The 21312-nt window shown below is 53.3% G+C and carries 20 protein-coding genes and 1 tRNA gene; 11 read left to right on the top strand and 10 right to left on the bottom strand.

Annotated elements, in window-relative coordinates:
- Positions 1 to 18 precede the first annotated feature (18 nt).
- The gene (locus tag BLM14_RS09275) at positions 19 to 1215 is read left to right on the top strand and encodes a hypothetical protein (RefSeq protein WP_099999101.1); all 1197 of its coding nucleotides are present in this window, start codon (positions 19 to 21) and stop codon (positions 1213 to 1215) included.
- A 50-nt stretch (positions 1216 to 1265) separates the two neighbouring features.
- Here the strand turns inward: BLM14_RS09275 and BLM14_RS09270 are convergent, their stop codons facing one another.
- The gene (locus BLM14_RS09270) at positions 1266 to 1550 is read right to left on the bottom strand and encodes a helix-turn-helix transcriptional regulator (RefSeq protein WP_237143500.1); all 285 of its coding nucleotides are present in this window, start codon (positions 1548 to 1550) and stop codon (positions 1266 to 1268) included.
- A 45-nt stretch (positions 1551 to 1595) separates the two neighbouring features.
- Between BLM14_RS09270 and BLM14_RS09265 the strand changes: the two genes are divergently transcribed.
- Together BLM14_RS09265 and BLM14_RS09260 are read left to right on the top strand one after the other, a co-directional pair.
- Positions 1596 to 1889 carry a hypothetical protein gene (locus BLM14_RS09265; RefSeq protein ID WP_099999099.1) on the top strand — a complete coding sequence of 98 codons (294 nt, stop codon included), beginning with the start codon at positions 1596 to 1598 and terminating at the stop codon, positions 1887 to 1889.
- A gap of 22 nt (positions 1890 to 1911) precedes the next feature.
- The gene (locus BLM14_RS09260) at positions 1912 to 3378 is read left to right on the top strand and encodes a helicase HerA-like domain-containing protein (protein WP_099999098.1); all 1467 of its coding nucleotides are present in this window, start codon (positions 1912 to 1914) and stop codon (positions 3376 to 3378) included.
- Here the strand turns inward: BLM14_RS09260 and BLM14_RS09255 are convergent.
- Positions 3375 to 4217: a DUF7947 five-stranded beta-barrel domain-containing protein gene (locus BLM14_RS09255; RefSeq protein WP_099999097.1), complete on the bottom strand. Its 843-nt coding sequence runs from the start codon at positions 4215 to 4217 to the stop codon at positions 3375 to 3377. The two genes, BLM14_RS09260 and BLM14_RS09255, sit on opposite strands and share 4 nt — an antisense overlap.
- 300 nt (positions 4218 to 4517) lie before the next feature.
- On the opposite strand from BLM14_RS09255, the gene BLM14_RS09250 reads away from it, so the two are divergent.
- Entirely contained in the window at positions 4518 to 5525 is a 1008-nt protein-coding gene (locus BLM14_RS09250; protein WP_100022262.1) for a hypothetical protein, read from the top strand.
- Between the two features lie 121 nt (positions 5526 to 5646).
- Here the strand turns inward: BLM14_RS09250 and BLM14_RS09245 are convergent, their stop codons facing one another.
- Positions 5647 to 6063 carry a hypothetical protein gene (locus tag BLM14_RS09245; RefSeq protein ID WP_099999095.1) on the bottom strand — a complete coding sequence of 139 codons (417 nt, stop codon included), beginning with the start codon at positions 6061 to 6063 and terminating at the stop codon, positions 5647 to 5649.
- Positions 6064 to 6165: 102 nt separating this feature from the next.
- Between BLM14_RS09245 and BLM14_RS09240 the strand changes: the two genes are divergently transcribed.
- From BLM14_RS09240 to BLM14_RS09225, 3 genes are all read left to right on the top strand, one after another.
- Positions 6166 to 8370, top strand: coding sequence for a hypothetical protein (locus tag BLM14_RS09240; protein WP_099999094.1), 2205 nt, complete (start codon positions 6166 to 6168; stop codon positions 8368 to 8370).
- Between the two features lie 61 nt (positions 8371 to 8431).
- Entirely contained in the window at positions 8432 to 9028 is a 597-nt protein-coding gene (locus tag BLM14_RS09235) for a hypothetical protein (RefSeq protein ID WP_099999093.1), read from the top strand.
- Positions 9029 to 9720: 692 nt separating this feature from the next.
- Positions 9721 to 10047 carry a hypothetical protein gene (locus BLM14_RS09225; protein ID WP_099999091.1) on the top strand — a complete coding sequence of 109 codons (327 nt, stop codon included), beginning with the start codon at positions 9721 to 9723 and terminating at the stop codon, positions 10045 to 10047.
- 1906 nt (positions 10048 to 11953) lie between these two features.
- Here the strand turns inward: BLM14_RS09225 and BLM14_RS09210 are convergent.
- Positions 11954 to 12601: a VOC family protein gene (locus BLM14_RS09210; RefSeq protein WP_099999088.1), complete on the bottom strand. Its 648-nt coding sequence runs from the start codon at positions 12599 to 12601 to the stop codon at positions 11954 to 11956.
- Positions 12602 to 13697: 1096 nt separating this feature from the next.
- Between BLM14_RS09210 and BLM14_RS09200 the strand changes: the two genes are divergently transcribed.
- Positions 13698 to 14735 carry a hypothetical protein gene (locus BLM14_RS09200; protein WP_099999086.1) on the top strand — a complete coding sequence of 346 codons (1038 nt, stop codon included), beginning with the start codon at positions 13698 to 13700 and terminating at the stop codon, positions 14733 to 14735.
- A 35-nt stretch (positions 14736 to 14770) separates the two neighbouring features.
- Here BLM14_RS09200 and BLM14_RS09195 read toward each other — a convergent pair whose 3' ends face one another.
- Complete coding sequence (locus BLM14_RS09195; protein ID WP_099999085.1) at positions 14771 to 15085, bottom strand: DUF982 domain-containing protein; 315 nt, start codon at positions 15083 to 15085, stop codon at positions 14771 to 14773.
- Between BLM14_RS09195 and BLM14_RS31760 the strand changes: the two genes are divergently transcribed.
- Positions 15067 to 15459 carry a DUF982 domain-containing protein gene (locus BLM14_RS31760; RefSeq protein ID WP_237143499.1) on the top strand — a complete coding sequence of 131 codons (393 nt, stop codon included), beginning with the start codon at positions 15067 to 15069 and terminating at the stop codon, positions 15457 to 15459. The genes BLM14_RS09195 and BLM14_RS31760 overlap by 19 nt on opposite strands.
- Positions 15460 to 15647: 188 nt before the next feature.
- Here BLM14_RS31760 and BLM14_RS09185 read toward each other — a convergent pair whose 3' ends face one another.
- From BLM14_RS09185 to BLM14_RS09170, 3 genes are all read right to left on the bottom strand, one after another.
- Positions 15648 to 16655, bottom strand: a complete 1008-nt coding sequence (locus BLM14_RS09185) for an AlbA family DNA-binding domain-containing protein (RefSeq protein ID WP_133123858.1) — start codon at positions 16653 to 16655, stop codon at positions 15648 to 15650.
- Positions 16639 to 17505, bottom strand: coding sequence for an HIRAN domain-containing protein (locus BLM14_RS09180; protein WP_099999083.1), 867 nt, complete (start codon positions 17503 to 17505; stop codon positions 16639 to 16641). The genes BLM14_RS09185 and BLM14_RS09180 overlap by 17 nt, the downstream gene beginning before the upstream one ends.
- Positions 17506 to 17933: 428 nt before the next feature.
- Positions 17934 to 18773, bottom strand: a complete 840-nt coding sequence (locus tag BLM14_RS09170; RefSeq protein WP_099999081.1) for a hypothetical protein — start codon at positions 18771 to 18773, stop codon at positions 17934 to 17936.
- Between the two features lie 402 nt (positions 18774 to 19175).
- Here BLM14_RS09170 and BLM14_RS32650 point away from each other — a divergent pair, with 402 nt between their 5' ends.
- Positions 19176 to 19544, top strand: coding sequence for an excalibur calcium-binding domain-containing protein (locus BLM14_RS32650; protein ID WP_099999080.1), 369 nt, complete (start codon positions 19176 to 19178; stop codon positions 19542 to 19544).
- 266 nt (positions 19545 to 19810) lie between these two features.
- On the opposite strand, the gene BLM14_RS09150 is transcribed toward BLM14_RS32650, so the two are convergent.
- Positions 19811 to 20044: a hypothetical protein gene (locus BLM14_RS09150; protein WP_099999078.1), complete on the bottom strand. Its 234-nt coding sequence runs from the start codon at positions 20042 to 20044 to the stop codon at positions 19811 to 19813.
- Between the two features lie 115 nt (positions 20045 to 20159).
- Positions 20160 to 20235, bottom strand: a tRNA-Lys gene (locus BLM14_RS09145).
- A gap of 283 nt (positions 20236 to 20518) precedes the next feature.
- On the opposite strand from BLM14_RS09145, the gene BLM14_RS09140 reads away from it, so the two are divergent.
- Entirely contained in the window at positions 20519 to 21265 is a 747-nt protein-coding gene (locus tag BLM14_RS09140; RefSeq protein ID WP_099999077.1) for a cytochrome c biogenesis CcdA family protein, read from the top strand.
- Positions 21266 to 21312: the final 47 nt, after the last annotated feature.

Here is a 21312-nt window from a genome sequence, read left to right as displayed (position 1 = left end):
ACCGAAAAGGAACTGAGAATGCCCCGTCTGAAAAATATTCAAAACCGTCCAAGAAATACCGAAGTATCGGCGATCGAGGACGAAATCTCGACGCTTACCAACAAGCGCGCAGATATCGATGCGCGGAAAGCGGCGGCCCTGAGAGCCGCCGACGAGGCACGCGAACAGCGGAAACTTGCGTTGATCGATAGTGCCGACACCAGCATCGACCAGTTCAACCAAGAAATTGCTCGATGGGAAGGAGAGGTCTCGACCTATGATAGCGTTGTTGCTGAAATCGACCAGTTGATGTTTTCCGCCAGAGAGCGGCTCCAGGCCGCTCAGGCCGCGGATCAGCGCGCCAAGAATGCAGGAACACTCGACAAGATTGCCGACGACATCGAGAAGTTTGCACAGGACCTCGATGCGGCACTCAAACCGGTCGGCGTGATCATATCCAAGATGCGCAAGACTTTGCCCGAGGACTTAGCAGTATACAATCAGGGTGCTCGACCCGATGGTCGCGAAGAGAGGCATGGTCACGCATCGGCTCGCGAGATCGTTTCCGCCCTTCTTGCGGAATCCATAGCACACGTCGCACCCGAGACTTTCGACTATGGAGTGAATTTCAAGCGCCAGAGCGCACTTTTCCGCGTTGATATTACCGACGCTTGGCCAGGCGTACGCATAGAACGAAGTGAAGTTCCTGCGCCGGCATCGGAGGCGGCTCGATTGCTTGTCATCGATCGCCTACGGAATCGCGCCAAGGCGATAAGACAAGGCAAGGCGCCGGCAGAGATCCTTGGAACGCCGATCTACACACCTGTAGTGCAGCAGCCGGAAACCCACGTCAGACTCTTTGTGGTGAAGAACTTCTCTTACATTAAGGACGAACTCGGCAGGCTTACACTGGAGGCAAAAAACTCTACTATTGATCTCGACGTCGCGGTTGCTAAAGCTGCGATCGAAATGGGCTATGCTCTCCGGCTCGACACGGACGAAGGAAAGCAGGCGCATGACGCGCATCAGGAGAGTTTGAAGGTTTACCGGCCGCACAACAGCAGCCTCTCACGCGAAGACTGCGAACCTCTCGGCAATGTCTTCGGTTTCAAGCTATCCGATCAGCCGTCAGGTTGGGAGCTATCTTCTGCTTCTCCAAGAGGGGGACGGACACCTGACGGCACTGTCATCAATCCCGAGCGTCGGATTCCTGAGTTTTCTTCGGAAGCGGATTGATATGCGCATTGCGTGCGGGGCGCTCCGGCGCCCCCGCGTTTGGCACAGCACTATTCGTTGGAAAGCCGTACACCTTCACCGCCAGTCACGGCTTGACCGCTCTCCAAAAAGATCACACCCGCGGATTCTAGAGTGCGTTGCATCTCCTCGATCGTGCGAGCATAGGGCGTCCGCTTGCCCGTCTCAAAATCTGCGATTGTCGCACGGCCGACGCCAGCGGCTTCGGCCAATTGTTGTTGGGACCAGCCAAGAAGACCCCGTGCCGCTCGAATCTGCGCCACACTCATCACCATTACAACCTCATACAATTTGTATTGACTTTTGGTTAATGTCATGCAATTTGTATTATGTTACACCGATATCGCTGAAGGAGCAACAGCATGCCAAGTATTTCCGAGAAGGCCAGTACCTCTCCTTTCACCGAAGCTGCAGCGCTTCCTTCACTAATCGGATTTCATGGGGATAGGCTTGCCCAGGTAGACATCGCCAGCGGACAAGACGGGCTGTTGCAGGATGCCTTCGCGGCAGAACAATCGGCGCTTGAAGAGCTCCTGCAGTATACTCCTCGCGATCTGGCCGAAGTCCGTACCAAGACGGCCTACTTCCTTGAGCATTTGGACTTTCTCGGGTGCGAGGACCCTCGCATGGTGATGTTTCTTCGTGCAATGGTTTGAGCGGATTGGGAAAGGGGAAATCATGAAACTCGAACTCGGCATTACAGCATCCGGCACCGCCATCAATCTCCCACTCAAATTTGCCAATCGCCATGGCCTCGTCACCGGCGCCACCGGCACCGGCAAGACCGTCACGCTCCAGCGAATGACTGAGGAATTCTCCCGCAACGGCGTTCCTGTGTTCGCAGCGGACGTGAAGGGCGATCTTTCGGGCTTGGCTGCGTCTGGGGACGACGCGGGCGATGCTGCGTGGCGGACACGCGCCATGGGCCGGGAATTCGCTTCCAACCGGTTCCCTGTCGAATTCTGGGACATCTTCGGGCGTCGTGGTCTCCCGATCCGCACCAGCGTGCAGGAAATGGGCGCGCAACTGATCTCCCGCATGCTGGGATTGAACGAGACGCAGCAAGGCGCGATCGAGATCGCGTTCCGGATTGCCCAGAAAGAGCGGGCCTACATGCTCACGCTGGACGATCTGCGCTGGACACTCTCAGACATGCTTGATAACCGCGAACATGTCTGCAAGGAGCACGGCAATGTCACTGCTGCATCCATTTCAGCCATCCAGCGCAATTTGCTCGCCCTCGAGGCGCAGGGCGGCGCGAACCTGTTCGGCGAACCGCCTTTCGATATCCTCGATTTCATCCAGACGAATGCCGACGGTCGTGGCGTTATCAATTTGCTGCATGCCGATCAGTTGATGGAAGCACCCAAGCTTTATGCAACGTTCCTGCTCTGGCTGCTGACCGAATTATTCCGCCGGCTGCCCGAGGCCGGCGACCTGAACAAACCGAAACTCGTGTTCTTTTTCGACGAGGCGCATTTGCTTTTCAACGAAGCACCGAAGTCTCTCGTCCAGAGCATCGAGCGCCTGGTGCGGCTGGTGCGCTCGAAGGGCGTCGGTGTGTACTTTGTGACGCAATCTCCTGCGGACGTGCCCGATACCGTGCTCGCGCAGCTCGGCAACCGCATTCAGCATGCTCTACGTGCCTACACGCCGAGCGATCAGCGCAATGTGCGCGCTGCGGCCAATGCTTTCCGCCCGAACCCTCGAGTCGACGTGAAGGCGGAAATTACCACCATGGGTGTGGGTGAAGCGCTGATATCCCTGCTCCAGGATAATGGCGTGCCGCGACAGGTTGAGAAGGTGGCAATCATTCCGCCGTCAGCGCAAATTGGACCGATCTCAGGTCTCGAGCGAGAAACCATGATCACAGGATCCGGCATGAAGCAGAAGTACGGCGCGGAGATGGAGTCGTTCGAGGCAAGCCATGCATTTGGCCACAGGATGAAAGACCAGCGAGGCATTTCCTATGATTCAACCGCAGTCGCACAACCGTATGAGGACAGGTTGTACCTGCGTCATGTCCCGAAGCTCGAGGCGGCGGACGAGGATCAGAAGCGCCCGAGCTTGGCCATGACACTCGTAAGAGTGCTTTTCTGGGGAGCTTTCGCACTCGGTGGACTGAATTTCGCGGGCCTTTTCTAGCCGTGCTCTGAACTTTTGAGATTGTTCGCGGAAAATATCTTCAACTTTTTTATCCGATCGTCATGGGAATATATCTCACGACACGTGACCTTAATGTTGCTGGGAAGTCCACCAATATAGCGATCCAAACTCGACGAAAGAACAGCGTACGTACCCGGTCTAGGCTCTTTGTCCACCGTGAAGGGAATGGTTTTCTTGGTTTCCACGTCATAAACCCTGCCGTTCCCTGTATTCGCGTTCAGGGCTCCAACGCTAACAGTTCGAATTGTATTTTCAGGATTTTCGAAATTACTGTTAACGTAACTTTTAGTTATAGTGTCGAGCTTCAAAAGCTGCGTCCGGCCTTTGATTATATTTAGTTCGGCTGCGCCAGACCCAATGACGTTATGCGCCCTGGACATAGCCGGCTCTATGGCATCGAAATTAGCCTCCAAATCGCCAGAAGGAAATCGATCCAATACCCGCATGAACTGAGCATGATCATCATCCTGCAGTCCACACACCTTAGTTACTGCGTGTTTTACGAATCCCGTAAAAGCGGTGGTGATAGCGCCTACAGCAACACTACCCAGTATAGAAGTGAGGAAAAGGCTTTGCGGCTCCGTGACGAAAGCAATAACCTCATTAGTAAAACTTCCCCTGCTGGCGGGGGCGAGGTAAAAGCGAACTCTCTTATCAAGATTACCTCGCTTCCTAATGTCGCCTGTCGCGAGGTAATTTCCCAAGAGCGCAAACGACCAAGTAATTCCCTCTAAAGAGGTCGCTCCATCATGTGCAGGTAGACGATGATCGTCGGCGGCGTCGCCTGTATACTGTAACTTGTAACGAATCTCTAACATTTATCTGCCCCAACCCCGCGTTTAACTGCGATAGGATGAGGCAGAGAGTCAATCCCTACCAGACCGCAATACCCGCCTCATTTAGGCGAAATGCGATTATTTCCGCTGCGCGATCGCGGCGGCGCCGGAAAGTTGTGTAAGACCACCCGCCGTTGCCCTCGTGGTTGGCGTGCCACGTATTTATCGCGATGTTCCTGTAGACCGGCACACCGCGTGCATCGACGTCGTTTATGCGACACCTTTCAAAGTTGATGGAATTTGATAGCGTCGCACAGCTAGCAGCGCTGCTGGGGGTGCCAAATGGAACACAAGTGCGAACGCAGAGAGCATCGAATTGATGGGCCCGAGGTCGCCATGATAGCTTTCGCGGGCATTGTGGTGGCGTTCGGAATTTGGGCGATTTACCAGATCATCACAGGCGAAATTGGGACCTTTACGGAACGGACCGAGACTGTAACGAAGCTCGGTTTGTTTGTGGCTGGCGTGATTGGTCTGCCACTCGCTGTCTGGAAGGGCATGCTCGACCATCGCCAGACCCGAGAAGCCCTCCGCCAAGGAGAGCGTGTACAGCAACAAATGGAATACACTGAAAAGCAGTTCAAATTGACGGAACGACAGATCGCGGCCGCGGAAGAAACAAACCTCGCAAGTATTCTCGAAAGGTCCAGCGCCCTTATTGCCGACAACCAATCCGAAGCACAGAAAATGGCCGGGACAGCATTTTTCCATTACGTTGCCACGGCGCAAACCGAAACATTCCGCTTTGAGGCGATAGACCTTCTCAGTGAATTTGTCGCTGATCGAGACTATGATGAGCGGACAATTAGAACCGCTATCCACTACCTTGATGAGATTGGAAAAAAACGCGGCAAGCGTATCAAGGTCAAAGTCGACGTTAAAGACAAAGATTACCCTATTTTTTATGAGAATTTGACCGGAGTAACATACAAGAATTGCGATTTCTCCGGTAAGCGATTCAACGCAGGGGGGCTCAACTACTTCGAAGAGTGCAAATTCGCTCGAAGCCTGATTAGCTACCCGTTAAGAATACTGCGCGGAGCCAGTTTTTTGGATTGCGAGATCCTCCACATCAATTCTTCTGGGGATGCAGCCATTGAGTTTCATAACTGTGATTTCACAGGATGCGAGCACATCGTCGTCACTTTGAAACCCGTTTTCTCTGGCTGTTATTTCGATTTGGACAATCCTCCATCTGACTATGTTTTGAAAATGTTTGGTAATAACTTGACCGGTCTCAGAGATTTCGAAATTGATGAGTTCAAGCGCCCCGAGGTCTTTGATGAATGATTGATGCCGCTTCATTTGGTCTTGATCACCCCAATTCCAACCATCATGGTGAGCACGCCGGCCGCGAGCATGCGGCCGACCTCCAAAAACAAGCCGTCCATGGACTTTCAGACCGCCCCGTTTATTTCTTATCGAACTTTCCATCAGTGACTGCAGCATAGAGATCATCCGAGATTGCACATACTGCAATTCGGCGAAGATACTCTTCGGGAGTTACGTCGAGTTTCTTGGCGCGCTTTGCAAGCAGGCCACGCTCATCCGCGTACAGATTGATTGGAACTGCCGCCGGATGACGACCACCCGTCGGCGCCATCGGAAGTCGCCATCGGCGCCACATGGCGCGGATCGTCGCCGGATGAACACCATCGTTTAGGATTCTTGCGATTTCGGTAGAGGGCACGCCTTTTCCCGTTAAGAACGCCACGTGGGCGGCCTTTGCGTTGGTCCAGCGTTCGACCAGCAATTTCGACCCACGATAACGCTCCGTATGGTGGCTTTTCCGCTTGCTCTTTTTCTTTGGTAGCGGATTGGGCGTCACGTTATTTCCCCTATATTGGAGGCAAAGATTGGGCAGATATTTAGAGTTTCCAGCTATTGTTCGGGGATAATCTCTAAAAATTCCTCAAAGGAGAAGCAATCAATGGCAAAAACTTTTCTGGGGCAGCTCATTCTACGGCTGCAGGACGAGATGTCCGGTAAGGCGAAAAAGGCTGCCACAGACGTCACGGGATCGATGAAGAAGATCGAGGAGCACGCCCGCCGGTTGGCGAGTGCAAATTGGGGCGTGAGCTTTCAGCGCCAGATGGAGAAGATCGGCGCATCGGCGAAGGAATTCGACCAGGTGCGCCGGTCGTGGGACCGACTGCAAAAAGATTTGCAATCCAAGAATGTCGGTACCGCCTTGAGGAAATCTGAGATCGGTGCCTGGAAGGTCGCAACGCTGTCCCACCTCGCGCAGGTACGACAGGGCATGCGCTCCACGGAGAAGGAAGCACGTCGGATAGTGCAAGCTATGCGAATGGCCCTCAGACCTGCCTATATCGCGACTGGTGCCTATAGTGGGATCTATATGGCCGGTACGCTCGGCCGGGAAGCGCTGACCGCATCATCCGAACGTCAGCGTGAATATTTCCGTCAGCGTATGGCAGACATTCCACAGAACGAACAGGATCAGATTTACGAGCGCTCGAGCGCGCTTTCTCAGAAATATCCGTCGGTCGGCATTACCGATATAATGGAAATGGCTCGCACTGCCCGCAACACGATGGGCTCTACACCGCGCGGGCTCGAGGTACTGGACGGAATGGTGCGGGCAATGGTGACCCTGCAGTCGTCCAAAGGCCTTGATGCAGCCAGCGATTCACTTATGCGCATGCTGCGTGGCATCGACAATCTCGGCAAAAACTCAAATGGTGCAGTGGGCGTGCAGAACGTCCTCGACATTATCGACGGATTGACCAAAGCCGCTCAGATCGAAGGAGCAGACTTGGATCCGGGGAAGCTGTTTGACATGGCGCGTCGCGCGAAGATTGCAGGACCCGGATTGAGCACGGAATTCCTGATGACGACAGCGCCGGCGTTCATGCAGGATATGACGGCCGAGGGATTCGGCACCGCCCTTTCGAGCGCCTTCAAGGCATTTGTGACCGGTGCGAACGACTCCGCCAGCAAAGTCAACATCGCAGAGCAAGCCCGCTTGGACATCCGGAAGGGACCCGGCAAGGGCGAACTGGTCAATAGCTCTCTGTTCGGTACAAACCCGTATGAATGGGTAAAGCGTTACTTGGTGCCAGCGCTGAAGGCGGATGGCATCGACATGAACAACGATACCGATGTCGCTAAGGCCGTGGCCAATCTGTCGCGTAATTCGATGGCCACCGGCATGATCACCCGTATGATCACTCAGAGTGACCAAGTGGAGCGACTGATAGGACTGTACGGCCGGTCAATGGGTACCAACGCAGCAGACCGAGCGAAGGACGAAGATCCTTTCGTCGCCTATCGCGGCTTCCTCGAGTCATTCAACAATCTTGCAGCATCGATTGGCGAGAAAGCCATGCCGGTGATTGTGCCGGGGTTGAACGCCATCTCCGGTGCGGTGAACCAGTTCGCAGCCATGATAAAGGCAGGAGATCCCGCAGTGTCTACGGGACTGGCCATCGGCGGCATAGGGGCCGCCGGCTTCGGAGCTTACAAGGTCGGCTCCGCTGTTTATGGGCTCGTCACGGCCGGCACGAACCTCAATGCCGCTGCGGCTGCTTTGCAACGTGCTGCTGCGATGCAATCCGGAGGATCTGGTGCTGGCGATCTTATTGATGGGAAGAACGACAATGGCGGAAAGGCAGGATGGTTTGCTGCGTTGATGTTGAAGGCCAAGAGCCTCAGCCTTGCCGCTGCACCTGGCCTGATGGCCGAAGGTCTCGCTTACACGCCGGGGAGTTCGTTCGAAGCGCAGGTCGTGCAGCAAGGCAAGAACAAAGAGCAGTTGCAACGCATGCTCGGGTATTTGGGCAGTAAGGAATTCTGGCTGGGCAAGGGTGCTGATCCAAACTTCAATGCCAAGGAACATTTCGGCATCAAGACGGGTTTGCCCAATGCCGGCGCTTCTCCGCAAGTAATGGACGAAATCTTGCGACAGTCTGCCGACGTGGGAAAACAGATGGCAGAGTCATTGTCTATCACCGCCAAACCAGACATCGATGGATCAGGTATCAAAGCTGCGTTGGCGGATGCGAAGGAACTGAGGGCCGTTCTATCCGGACTGGGTTCCGTCATATTGAGAGCTCAGGCAAATGTAGATACGGAGTTGCGACGCAGCTTCGCCGATTACGGAGTTTCACCGTAGCCATATTGCACTTTCCCAAGCAAAGGATTGTGATGTGTTCTTTGGGGGGAGGAATGCATCAATGTTTACACCAGAATCCGTGACTGCTTGGGTCCTTGTTGCAACACTGGTCCTGTGTTTGCTCATCGGCGTCGCGATGACGTCCGCATCAGTGCGGACGACTTGGATCAGGAAGAACATTACCACTGCAATAGTAATCTACGGTTTGCTAGGTGTGGTTCTACTCACAACGCCAAAGTGGACAACGATAGCCTTCGAGTGGGGAGAGGTGAAAGCGCGGGTCGCCGAGCTGGAATCTGAGAACGCGCAGCTTGTGGCAGACAATTCGAAATTTAAAGATCAGATCAATACGGTTTCAAGCCTCGGGACAACGAAATACCCGACAGCTGAGGATGCTGTTATTGGGATCAAAAACGCTCGCGATACTGTGGATTGGGCAGCAGACTTTTTACCAGCAAGCGACGCATCATATCAAATCGAAGTCGCACCGGAGGACGCAACATTCGCTTTGGATCTCGCCAAAAAATTCAATACTTCTCCTAGCGAGGTCAGCAAAGTTTTTGAAACGGGCGGTTATACCGTCTTGAAGAAGCCGACAGCAAATGAGCTGAAGAGCAGCCCGCCCAACCTTCTCTGGGTTACGCCGAAAAAGCAGTAACACTACCTTTATATCTGGACATACACCGGGCTCTGATGCAGTTCCGCTGAGATCTTCACTCGTGATGCTCCAAATGAAAACGGCGACTCGAAGGCCGCCGTCATACGTTCGCTAATCAAGATCTTATTTACCTTCGCGCAATAAGGACCTGAAGTCGAACTAGTGTTGCAGTACCAAGTTTCGCCCGTATGCACGTTGACACGCCACCCAATCGCGCCCGCTGAAATTTGCCAGTTCAGCGCAGGATCAGACGTCTGGGCGCCCCCAAATCCGAACCCACCGACCACTATTGCTGCGGCTATCAACACCACCTTCCATGCATCCATGATTTTGCCCTTCTCCCATGGAGAGAGTGGAAATCGCCTCCCGTACTCAGGAGGCGATTGTGTCTAGCGGCTGTCAATCGATCCAATTGGGTGGCGATAGGACGATTTCGGTACAGTTTTGCAGACACGCTGAAAACCGGGATATCCAATTTTCACGATCCAAGACCCAGATCGTTGGCTAATCAGGCGGTCCCCCCCAGATGGGTAAGGATCGCCGATGACAAAATGAAGTCTTGGGGGCCGCAGCTTCGATCCACGCTCCGCGATGATTTGCCTTGCAGTTAAACGTGGAGCAAGCCATAGTATAACAACATAGGACGTACTTGCGCTTGGCTAGTTTTTATTGGGTCGGGACGGAGGTCCACGATGATTTGGCTGCGTTTCGTCGGTGTCATCTCAGCGCTTCTTCTGATGCAGGGGACCGCTCGCGCAGACATCACTCTTTTTATGAATGCTTGGGATTACTTGCCTCTCGTTGAAATCGCGCAGGGTCGAAATGACGATTGCAAATTTAACGAGGTGATTAAGCGGGTTGCTAACATGTCCGCTGGGTACTCAGAAACATTCTCAGGCACCGGCAACGGTGGTGATGATCTTTGCTGGCGCAGAACGGCCGATCCGGGGCGATCAGCGGACGACGATTTCAACGATTGGACGCGATGCTCCTGGGATGGGCAGTGCGAGATAAGATGAGTATTACTCGTGCCTCAATTGTGCTGATCAGTTCCCTCATCCTACTTGGTATTGCTACCGCAGCCAAAGCGCAAACCTGCAGTGGATCTGGATGCCAGTACATTGTGCTAACCAAGCGAGAGGCTGATGGCTGCATGGTTTTCGTTAACAAAAGCCCCTACAGGGTGACCATCAGGACGGGCGCAGGGGGGCACGCCCCGACAGTCTATGGGAATTCCTCCGCGGTTTTGGAAAGCGTTTTTTACGGCTGTATGAAGAATCTCTTGGGCACATACACCGCCACAGCCCATGACGTCCCGCCGAAGAAAAAGGTAGCGCAACCTGAGGAAGCGCGGCCGGCGGAAAACCGGCCGGCGCCTCGCCAAAGGCCTGCTCCTGCTCCCCAGGCCGAGGAGGCGCCAGAACAATACACATTTCGAGTTTCTAACCGCTGTCCGTCCACGATAAAATTCCATCTTCGTTACAAAGAACTTGGAGGCGAATGGCGGACTCTCCCACCTTGGAAGATTTACGGTTATAGGCACGAAACGCTGAAGGGGTTAATGGGAGGCCTGATCGCTTCTGAAAATAGTGTCGCTTACTTTTATGCCGAGTCCGCTGATTCCAATTATGAATGGTCGGGAGAGGGCGAGAAAGGCTCTAGGATCTTCAAACGGATACAGGTACGTCCAGAAGATTCCGCATTAGAGGTGAGCTTCTCCCGTTGGACAGCACGTGGCAATCAGTTCCAAACCCAGTTGACCTGCCGGTAGCTCGGTCATCGCGCCGGACGCTATTCACAATGTCGGCTTCGCGCCCGTAGCAGTCGGTCGACTGCCCTCTCTAGGACGGTCGAGATCGACCAGAAGCGTAAGCTGGTTTCATACGGGCAACTCTCACTTATGGCCGGATTTGCCGTTTCGGAACCGGAACCCCTGGTCTATGATAGAGTTGCGATTATCACCTCAACACGTGCATGGGGTGCCGTTCGTTTCGCAATACTTGCTCGTAGGATAATCGCAGCAGCACTTTTGGCCGCTGCCGCAGCATGTCCCAGAAAAGCATGGCGATCTTCCATCGGAACAAGTTTGTGCTGACGCTGGCGTCGCACTGGCCACAGCAGCCACTATTAAAAATTGCCCAAATAGGCGGGTCAGTTGCCGTCGTGATAAATAGTGACCGGAGCGACGATCGATATCCGGACGATAGGACGATGCTTTCGTTGCGAACGCGAAAATATGCAGAAACCACAGAGTTATAGCACAAGCCGCAGCAATGCTTATAACTGTTGTGACCCATGACCATTCAAGAAAATATACATTTGCGACAAGAATGATTGATATAGCCGCAGCCACATGAAAAGTTAATCGCATGCAACGCATGCAGTGCCCAAGCTTTGACCAAAGGATTTCTCTAATCGTCTTCATAACCATCGTCCTCCTCAGTGAATAGAATACAATCACAGGTTTTGGGTTTGTGAGCTATACACCAAAATGGGTTACCTCGGGACGACCTGCCGACTTGATACGTTAATGAAGTCGAAATCGACAAATACTGGACAAAAGCAGGACAGGCGACGCACTGGTTTGGAGGAGACACAAACGTGAGATCCGCTATCTCTACTCTGTACTTATAATAGGCTCGGTGCGCAGGTGCTCGGGGTCGGATCGGCTTGGCGCCGCCCGCCCTGCAACCTTCAGAGAATATATAATAGAGGGAACACGCGAATAAGAATCGTAAGATTTCCTTCTCGTCAACACCCTCTGTCGAGATCCTGCTGAAACCGCATCTCCGTTAACCATTCAACGGACTGCAATTCCATGCCTTTCAGACCTCAAAAATATCTTCGTTTACTCTGTCAAAACGGCTGTTTTCGCTTGACAGGTTTCCGAAAACGAATCGGTTTTGACGGCTTGTCTCCGGATCTTTATTCCGCTGGACCGGCAAACAGTATGAGATTTCTGTCTGGATCCAGCACGATGAAATTTCTGGCTCCCCACGGCTCCTTCGTGAGCGTCTGATGAAACGGCACGCCAACCGATTGGAATTCCAGGAAGAGCCGCTTGATCTCGTCAGCGGCATCGACCGTGATCGAAGCAGAGAGCAGATGCTCACGTTCCCGGATATCGCCAACAAATACAGGCTCGCAGACCAGCCGCAATGCCAGTTGCGCCTTGTCGCGGATAACCTGTCCGTAAAATGGCGGCTCGCCGTGGACAAAGTCGACGGTAAAACCGAGTTTATCAGTGAAGAAATCGCACGACGCCTGAATGTCGGTCACGAATAGTTGGGCCGAGGTGGAACTGAGAACCGGGCGAACCATCGTTTCTCTGATTTGAGTGCTCATAGCTTGGACTCCTGACTTGAGCGCCAGCCATCCGTCGAATCCCAGCTGACGCGCTACAAGTTCGTGTGCGTCACTGAGTTTGAAGCGAGCTTCCAGTATCTCATTGTCATCGAGATGCCGAAAACGGGGCAAGGTGGCCCGGATCTCGGCAGCAACGGGATAGTACCGTTCATGATGCCAACGCAAATACTGCTTGGCTTGTTTCTTCAGGTTTTCAAGATTCGGCATTGGCGCATCTATTGTTACATGACGGAGGTGGGCATTGCCCTTTCGACCTTACGTCGATGCGCCCTACGCAGCTTTTGGATATTCCTTCGAGACACGATCAATTGTCAATGACCAAGTTGGAGACGGCCTCGGTGTTCACGAGTGGGGAGGAAGCCCCTTAAAGAATATATCTTCGCCGAGAAACCGGGGTGCTGCGCCCCGCTCCAACCAGGCCTGTTATACGGTCCCTAAGTCCTTTCAAACGCCCGCGCGCGTCCTCGAGCGTGGGCACACACAGCATCATGGCATCACGCCGCTATGGTGGCGTAGTTCATGAGGTGCGCGTGCTGGTGGCGTGCTGTGAGCACGGCTTACGCATGGCCTTGTCATCATGCGCGCAGGGTGCGGCGTTGGTAACCTGCCCGTAGATCGAGGTCGTGACCCTCGGCTGTGGTACAGGCCAGCGCGTGAGCGCATGGCCCTTGGATCTGATGTCGCTACACCAAGCGCCGCCCGGTAGCTGCTCCTACCTCGGAGTTGGGTGAAATGCGACATGCTCACAAAAGGACAAGTGGAGGACAATAGCAGGACAAAAGTGGGACATTTGCGGGACAAACGGCATTGCCCACTTAGGTGCAGCAACTCTTTGCGACGGCTTCGAACTACTCCGTCGCCTTCGCGATCTTGAGCCCTGGCACAGTGGAATGGCTGGCAAAGCAACGAACAGGAGCGTCAAAAGCTCATCTATCTGGGGGATCTAACAGAGAAGTAGCGCACTCGGCTCGACAGCTTCTTTCGCTGCCTGACGAAGAGTTCAAAGCAGGATTTCAGGTTGTTGCCGCGGCGGTGCGAATCAAATGGATAGTCGCGAAGGGCCTTTTAATTGCTTTGGGCGTCGCGGCGTTTCTCCTCATATATGAACAGATTACTGGTTTCGTCTCAAAGCACGGAGGAGGTCAGTGAGGTAGCAATCGAAATTAAAAGCCCATCGCCCCGACGAGCGGTGGAGCCCCTTTTTGCGTTTTTAGACGAACCAACGTTTTCGTCATGGTCCGTAATAATTCCTCTGTAAAATGCAGAATACTTGGCTATTCTTTGAAAATCGAGGGGGAACCAAATGTCGGAAACTATTGAGAGTCGGCTGGAGCAGGCAGTGAAATCGGTTGCTCGGCTACAAGAATTCGATACATCACAGCTGCCGCGGCGCGAGGCACTTGGATCAGCTCTATCATTTGAGGATGCGGTAGCTCCTGCTCAAAGGGCGATGGCGTTGTTCCAACAAATATCGCTTGACCACCTCAGGGATTTACCAGACCAACAGCTGCACGAAATTCAGAATCAAGCTGATTCCCTCTTCAACATTTTGAAGTCAATACTCGAGTTTACAACGGATCAGCCAAGTCCGCACGAAACACGGAAGCAATATATCGAGAGCCTTAAGAGCCACTACGACCAGACTTTCAACGCGCTGCATCCGAAAATCTCTTACCTGTCCACCAGACAACGGGATTTCGCCGGACTCGAGCGAGAAGCTCGCGCTGCGATGCAATCGGTAGAGGACCAGTCTCGAACGCTTGTTGACCAACTGAGTGGAGATAGAGCCGAGGCACAACGCATTCTCGATGAGGTGCGGAAGGTCGCTGCGGAACAAGGGGTCTCTCAACAGGCCATCTACTTCAGGGAGGAGGCAGATGATCATTCCCAGAAAGCCGAACATTGGCAGCGGTACACGGTCCTTACGGCAGTGGGATTGGGAGCATTTGCTGCGTGCAGCATCTTCATTCACAAGATTCCCTTTATCACCCCAACAAACACATACGAAGCGATACAAGTAGGGCTCAGCAAAGTCCTGGTGTTTGGCGTCATCGCATACATGTTGGTGCTATGTGCACGGAATTTTCTTTCACATAAACACAATGCCATTGTGAACAAGCATCGCCAAAATGCCCTGTTAACATTCAAGGCGCTCAGCGACGCGGCTAAGGGGGAGGGCGCGCGGGACATCGTGCTTACGCATGCTGCCGCCTGCATATTTAATCAGCAGGATACGGGATATACGCGATCGTCACACGGCGCCGCAGACGGTGCGCCAGCAACGTTGATCGAGGTTTTGCCAAAGCTCAGCTCTGCAAACGTTCATGGCTCCGGTTCCTAGAATAAGGTGTTGATTTTGGCGGAGAAAGGCAGGCTCTAGGCCCGTCGCGCAGGCTTGCGCTTGCCCAACCTTTGCCCGTGCTTTGCAGTCGGGGGCGGGCGTAGTGACGTCTCGATATAGATACCCGCTTCTTTCGCGCCCTCAACGAATGCTACCCTGGCAACCGCAGCCGAGCATTCATGCGCCAGGGACTTCAATAAGATTATCTTGGCAGTCTCAAGCTTCGGCCCGACCGCATCCTCGGGCCATTGCTCCAGTATATATCGCGCGGCATCATAGGCGGATGTAATGCCGATCGACTTGCCGTCTCGCAGGACAGATATGATTTTGAATGGCCTGTAATCATCCATGCGCCTATTGCAGCACAGCAGCGGCAACGATTCCGCTCCATCAATTTCTTTATAGTTTCCGCGAACGTGCGGGAAGCGACCGCTCTGGAACCCGCCTCCTCAATACGGCGTTTCTGAACATGCGCAACCGCCCGTTCCCTTATGTGACAATCATGACCGAAAGAGTTGGAAGAATGCACAACGTGTCCTCGGTTGAAGAAGCAGCGGAATGGTTGGTGATGTACTGGCCGCGGAAGCACGGTGAAAAGCTGGAGGCAGCACGTCGGGCGTGTTTGGACTGCTTGGAGGGCACCGTTACCTGTACTGCAGCTCGAGACGCCTTCATCGATGCTGCAAAGGAAGCTGATATCTACATTCGCCAACAGAAGGTCTAGCTCTCACCGTCCTGCTTGTGCTCACTGCAGTACCATTCGAGACCATACGCTTCTCAAAGCCGAACGCCCCCACGCCTTGCACCTCGGATGCATGCAGTAATGCTCGAACAGACCGGCCGGGGTCTTCTCCATGTGCTCTGGATAGAGACGGGTCTTGCAAATGTTTCAGGCATTGCATTTGCGCAAGCCTATTCGCTTTCCGTCGCTGCGTGTTTGCCAAGCGAGGCCATTGCTTCCGATATTACACCGTTGACGTCCTTTTCATCGAGCTCGTCCATCCCACGTCCAGTAACTTTCAAAGAAACCGGCCCTTTCCTTATTGCGGCTACAAGATCTGGGTCTTCGGCGAGTTGTTTCTTGACGCGGTCCAAAAAAGCAGCGCGAGATTTGGCGCGAACCGGATCGTCCCGATTGTCTTGGCGGAACAAGCTTCTCAAACGTGAGGAAATGTCGGCGGTGTCATCGCCAAGCCCTCGTACCAGCGCGAGTATCGTATCCACCGTATCTTCTGTGTCGCCAACCTTGAACTCCGCCCAACCTAGTTGGTCCCCAATAGATTGAATTCTTTTGTCTAGCGACGCTTCCAAATCGTCTAAACCATCGATGATCTTGGCAGCGGACTCTTGGAAACGCTCTGCAAAAACGCGCCCTTCGTTTGTCAGAAATATTTCAAGAAGCTCCGTCGGGTGCAGCGGGCGATTTCTGCTGCCGTCACGTCGGCAGTAGACACCCTTCGGCGTTGAATGCGGCCGGCTATCGCTTGCGATGACCTGCACTCGAAGGAATGGCTTGTCCGCCATGTTCTCAGCAAATATTTTCATGGGAACTGGGGGAATGCAACTGATTGCCTTGTTTAGAATCTGAAGCACTGCACCATCTGTGATATCGCAGCCAACGACCAACCCAATTTGAGAGCCATCCGGCTGAGCCTGTTCGGTTACTCCCAGCAGAATAGTTCCGCCTTCTTTCATGTTTGCGAAGGCCACCAGGTCATCTGTCTGGAGCCCCTCGACGCTTCGTTTGAAATCTACGCGCTCACCTTCTCCGGCGGCGAGCCATTTTTTTGTGATCGCTGTTATTCCGCTGAATTTACGTTCAATGGCCATCGGGGATAACGCTCGTTGAGTCGGGTCAAATAATGACTTCAGGCGTCGATCAATATCAAGACGGCCTTTACGGTCACGCGGATTTAGCAATCATGGCTCTTGCTTCAGAGAGTGATATAATTCTCAAATGAGATCCTGCAGCAATCAAGTCATCAGCGCGACGGAAGCTAGCGCTGGACCGAGTGCCAGCGTCGAACGGCCGTTCAGCCACGACCACCAAAAGCGTGGTGGACTTGCCTACCCCTGCCATAATTTTGGCCCCGGCGGCCGCTAGCTCTTGCGCTACCTCCTCATCAGGAGGAGCGCCCATGAGCGCAATCCAGTGCCCCAGTAACGGACCCGACATCGCGGCCACGGGGCGCTTAGCCGTTTGTCGAGGCAGCGACGCACGAGCAGGAGGTTCTGCGCCGATGCCAAAGTCAATCCAACCGTGGTTCGGAATTGCTAGACGGACGCCGTAGTGTCCCTCATCGTATTGATTAGTGCGCCAGCCGCCGCGCACCCGCGCTGCGCAGACCGCTGCTTCTATACCGGCTTCCAACATTTGTTGACCAACACGCTGAGCTTGCTCGCGAGGGAGATAGCCGACCTTCTTCCCGCGAATCTTCACCATCACAGCATTGGAATCGTAGCGGTTAGAAGGCTCTCGCTCGAGCAATGCGTCATACTCACCTTCGTGACCATAGCGAGTGTGGGCGCCGCAGATCGCGATTAAGGCATCTTGATAATTGCTCTCACCCACGGCGTCCATGGGGAACGAGGAGTCCCGCCATTTAATGCGAGCCAGTGGACTGGGCGATGTTGCTTCCGGCCGTGATCCTGTTTCCGGATCGCCGTCGTCCTTCGGCTTAGAATTACCAAATAAAAATGAAAGTATTCCCATCGCCATCCCCACACCAAAATTGCAAACATTAGAGACAACCGATGAGCGAAAGTCCATCGCGTTCCGCCTTACGCGATACACCGGTGACCGGCTGCTGGCCGCTCAGTCCGCCGAGACTGACATGCTCAGCTCGTCTTCGCTTCAAATTCAAAGAAGGTTTTGCGCTAGGACTGAACTACGGCAGTTTTCTAAGACGGGCGCGGACTCGAGCCATCGTGTCTTGCTTTTTTTGAAGCTTCGACAACTCTTGCTCCAATCTTTCCCAAATGGGAAACAGAACCGCCCCCTGGTCACCCCGGCGCTGTATTTCACGCGCAAGGAAGTCAAAATACGTCTCTAGCTCTTCGATGGTGAGCGGGCCCAGCGGTTTTGTTTTAGACATGCACGAGCGATCTCAGCACCGTGATCGGAATAAATTGGAAGGCATTTGAAGGCCCCAAACGGATTATTTCAGGCAGTTAATTTGAAGCTTCGCAAATCGGGACCTACTCTTTCGATATTTTCTGAAGAATCTCATCTATTGCGACGCCCAGATTGACTTCACTAGGAAATGCTCTTGCGGTCACCGAGTTATGGAAAATGTAGTTAAGAAGTTCAAGCTTGTGTGCTGGCAGGTCCGACAATTCAATTCCCCGTTCGATGGCGTAGGTGCGAAGCTCAGCTTCAAGATTTATGAATGCTATTGGACGGGGTTGGATGGATGATCTCTTGCTAGCTTGGTTTGAGAGAGCTTTCAGTTGCAGTTGGATATCATCCAATTGCTGCAGGATGTATTTCTCGGCAGAGACCTCGGTTGTTTCAATTTTTGCTACATTAAATGTCCCAAAGTGCTTTAGAAATGTAGTGAATCCGTCAGACTTTCGTGACGCCTCATAAGTGGCTGTAATTTTCCTTGTTAATTGTTGCTTAAATTCAACAATGTCGTGAAATCGAAGATTGCGGGGATAATTGAGATGTTCAATTGGTGATGTATCAAAGTTATACGATGTTTGATCATCTTTAATAACGATTGTAGGTTTATCAAATGCAAGCCGCAATCCTAGCTCAAACATTACATTCGGATTTTTCGCGCTGATATCACACACGACAATGGGATTGTTGTACAGGTTTTCGATAATTCTTTTATGAATTACGCCAACTTCGTCAGCATTGCTGACCAAGTTTGGCTCGAAATTAGCGTCTTTAATCGCATCTTTTAGGATGGAATGGACTTCAGCCCAATGCTGTTCGTTACAGTCGCCAATTGCCGAGATAGGCATTACAATGCCACATATCAATTGTTCCGCTGGATCATTGGTTACCGGTTCAACTGCGGTCTTTGTCATTTCAGCCAGTTCTAACTTCGAGATGATTTCATAGACTTATCGCTGATCCAACTCGCGTTGGCCAACGGATAATCTGTATGTGGTAAACTCATATTCCATACCCGGGAAATCGCCGGACTGAAACAGGATGGTCGGCGGCCCATAGTTTCCAGTATCAGGATCGGCATCCCGACTCCATGCCAACACGCCCGCGCAGCTTCCAGCCAGCGAACGGGCCATGCGCGTAGCATCTTCGTCGGTGCTGAATTGCATTGGATCGTATACCGGCACCGTCAGTTCGGCTAAATGCAACGACGACGATGAGGCGGACAGGGATCATGAGAACGATCGTACCATCTGAGTCGACATATCACTTCGCATCAATTTTAGCTATTTCGCGGAGGGTAATTTTACGGTCGTCTGATGCAATGCGCGGGGAGGGTACGCGCAATGTGGTCGGACGGCGAGAAATACTCAAGAGTGGTAGAATTCAACGGCGTGAAGTATCGTCGGTTGCGACGGTCAAGGCGCCTCGCGAAGTGGAGCCCTTACTTCCTCTCCAGCTTATCTTGGAAGCTTACCATACTCGCAGCGCTCGGGCTGCTCGTTCATGCGGTCATCTACCCCAGTCCTAGTCGCGACGCTATTACGGTTAGACATTTCCTCGCAGAGCCAAACTGTCGTGCTGCGAGATCGGTCGGCTTGGCCGAGGCGCGTCGTGGGCAGCCAGGTTACTGGCCCCACCTCGATCGCGACAACGATGGGATTGCTTGCGAGCGTTATCCGCGTTGACCTCCCTACGCAAAGCCACCATCTAATAGCTGCAAGCAACGCAACTCCACAGCAATCGGCGTTAGATCGAGTTACGGCAGTTAAGACGCGCGCGTACTCGAGCCATCGTGTCTTGCCTTATCTGAAGTGCGGATAGTTCCTGTTCCAAACGTTCCCAGAGCGGGAAGAAGACGACACCTTCTTCACCACGAAGATCGATCTCGTGCGCGAGCCAATTGAGATACTTCTCTAGCCTTTCGACTGTGATTGGCCCCAACGGTTTTGTCTTAGACATGCGTAGCACGTTCTCGAATATCAGCCTTGATGCGATCCGATTCTCGCATGTTCTCAATTTCCTTTTCCAACCGGCGCCAGAGCGGAAATCTTAACTCTGCGACGTCGCCCGAGCGTGAAATAACGTCCGCGAGGATATCAAGGCATTCCTCGAGATCGTGCAGCGTTATCGGCTGTTTGAGCCGAGGGGAGACGGCGGCACAATTCTTTGGCTTATTGCTGGCCATTCTAAACGACGCTCCAAATATTGATCGATTGGAACCCTAATGGAACCCTGAAGCAGATTCGGAAATAATGCAGCAGAACGTATGCCAGCTATCTTATTGTTATATTTGGGGTTTTTGGTGAGCGCGCAGGGATTCGAACCCTGGACCTACTGATTAAAAGTCAGTTGCTCTACCGGCTGAGCTACGCGCTCCCGAACGAAGCCAGTTCGGTGGCCTCGGGAAGTGCGGCGGAACATAGGTGCGACTTGCCAATCGGTCAACAGCTATTGTGCAGAGTTTTCGCGACAAAAAGCCTTGTTTTGATGGGTTCCGCTAATTTTTGTTGGAAACTGCCGATATTCGTGCCGATCTGCGTAGCGGAAAGAACTGCAGGATCGGCGATTTGCCGATGGAACTGGCGAAAAGGTGATTGGAATTTCGGAAGGATTCGGCTTAATCCACGGCCTCAAGTTGAAATGCCGTGAAGGAGCGCGAATGGCGCTTGATGTTTCCTATATGACCGCTGCCGGCGCCGGGGCGTTGTCATTTCTCTCTCCATGCGTGTTACCGCTCGTTCCGCCCTATCTCTGTTACATGGCGGGCGTGACCGTGGAGGATTTCCGCTCAAACCAGCCGGCGGGGCGGATTTCTCCGGTGCGGCAGGCACTGTTGCTGTCGTCCTTCTGCTTCGTCCTTGGCTTTTCGACAGTCTTTGTACTGCTTGGCGCCGGCGCGTCGACGATCGGCGGCTTTCTGCGGATGTGGCAGCAGGAGATCGCTATCGCAGCCGGTATCGCCATCATCTTGATGGGACTGAATTTCCTTGGCGTCTTCAGGCTGGCGTTTTTATCGCGGGAGGCACGATTCCAAGCACAGGGAACGCCTGCCAATCCATTCGCGGCCTATGTGATGGGACTTGCCTTTGCCTTCGGATGGACACCCTGCATCGGGCCGGTGCTTGGTCCAATCCTGGCGCTGGCGGGTGCACGGGATACGGTTGCCGATGGTGCCTTGCTGCTGGCAGTCTACTCGCTTGGCCTTGGTATTCCTTTTATGATTGCTGCGCTGTTTTCCGGCATGTTCATGCGCTTCCTTGCGCGGTTCCGCACGCATCTCGGCAAGGTGGAAAAATTCATGGGCGGGCTGCTGGTCTTGACCGGAATTCTGTTCCTGACAGGCGGCCTGCAGACATTCTCGTTCTGGCTTCTCGAAACATTTCCCATCCTTGGCCAACTCGGCTAAACAGGCGGAAGTTACCATGTTGGAAACCAATATCGTGCCATGATCCG

The sequence above is a fragment of the Phyllobacterium zundukense genome (genome assembly GCF_002764115.1).
Lineage (GTDB): Bacteria > Pseudomonadota > Alphaproteobacteria > Rhizobiales > Rhizobiaceae > Phyllobacterium > Phyllobacterium zundukense.
Note: the sequence above shows the minus strand (reverse complement) of the source record. Positions and strands in the feature narration are given on the sequence as shown.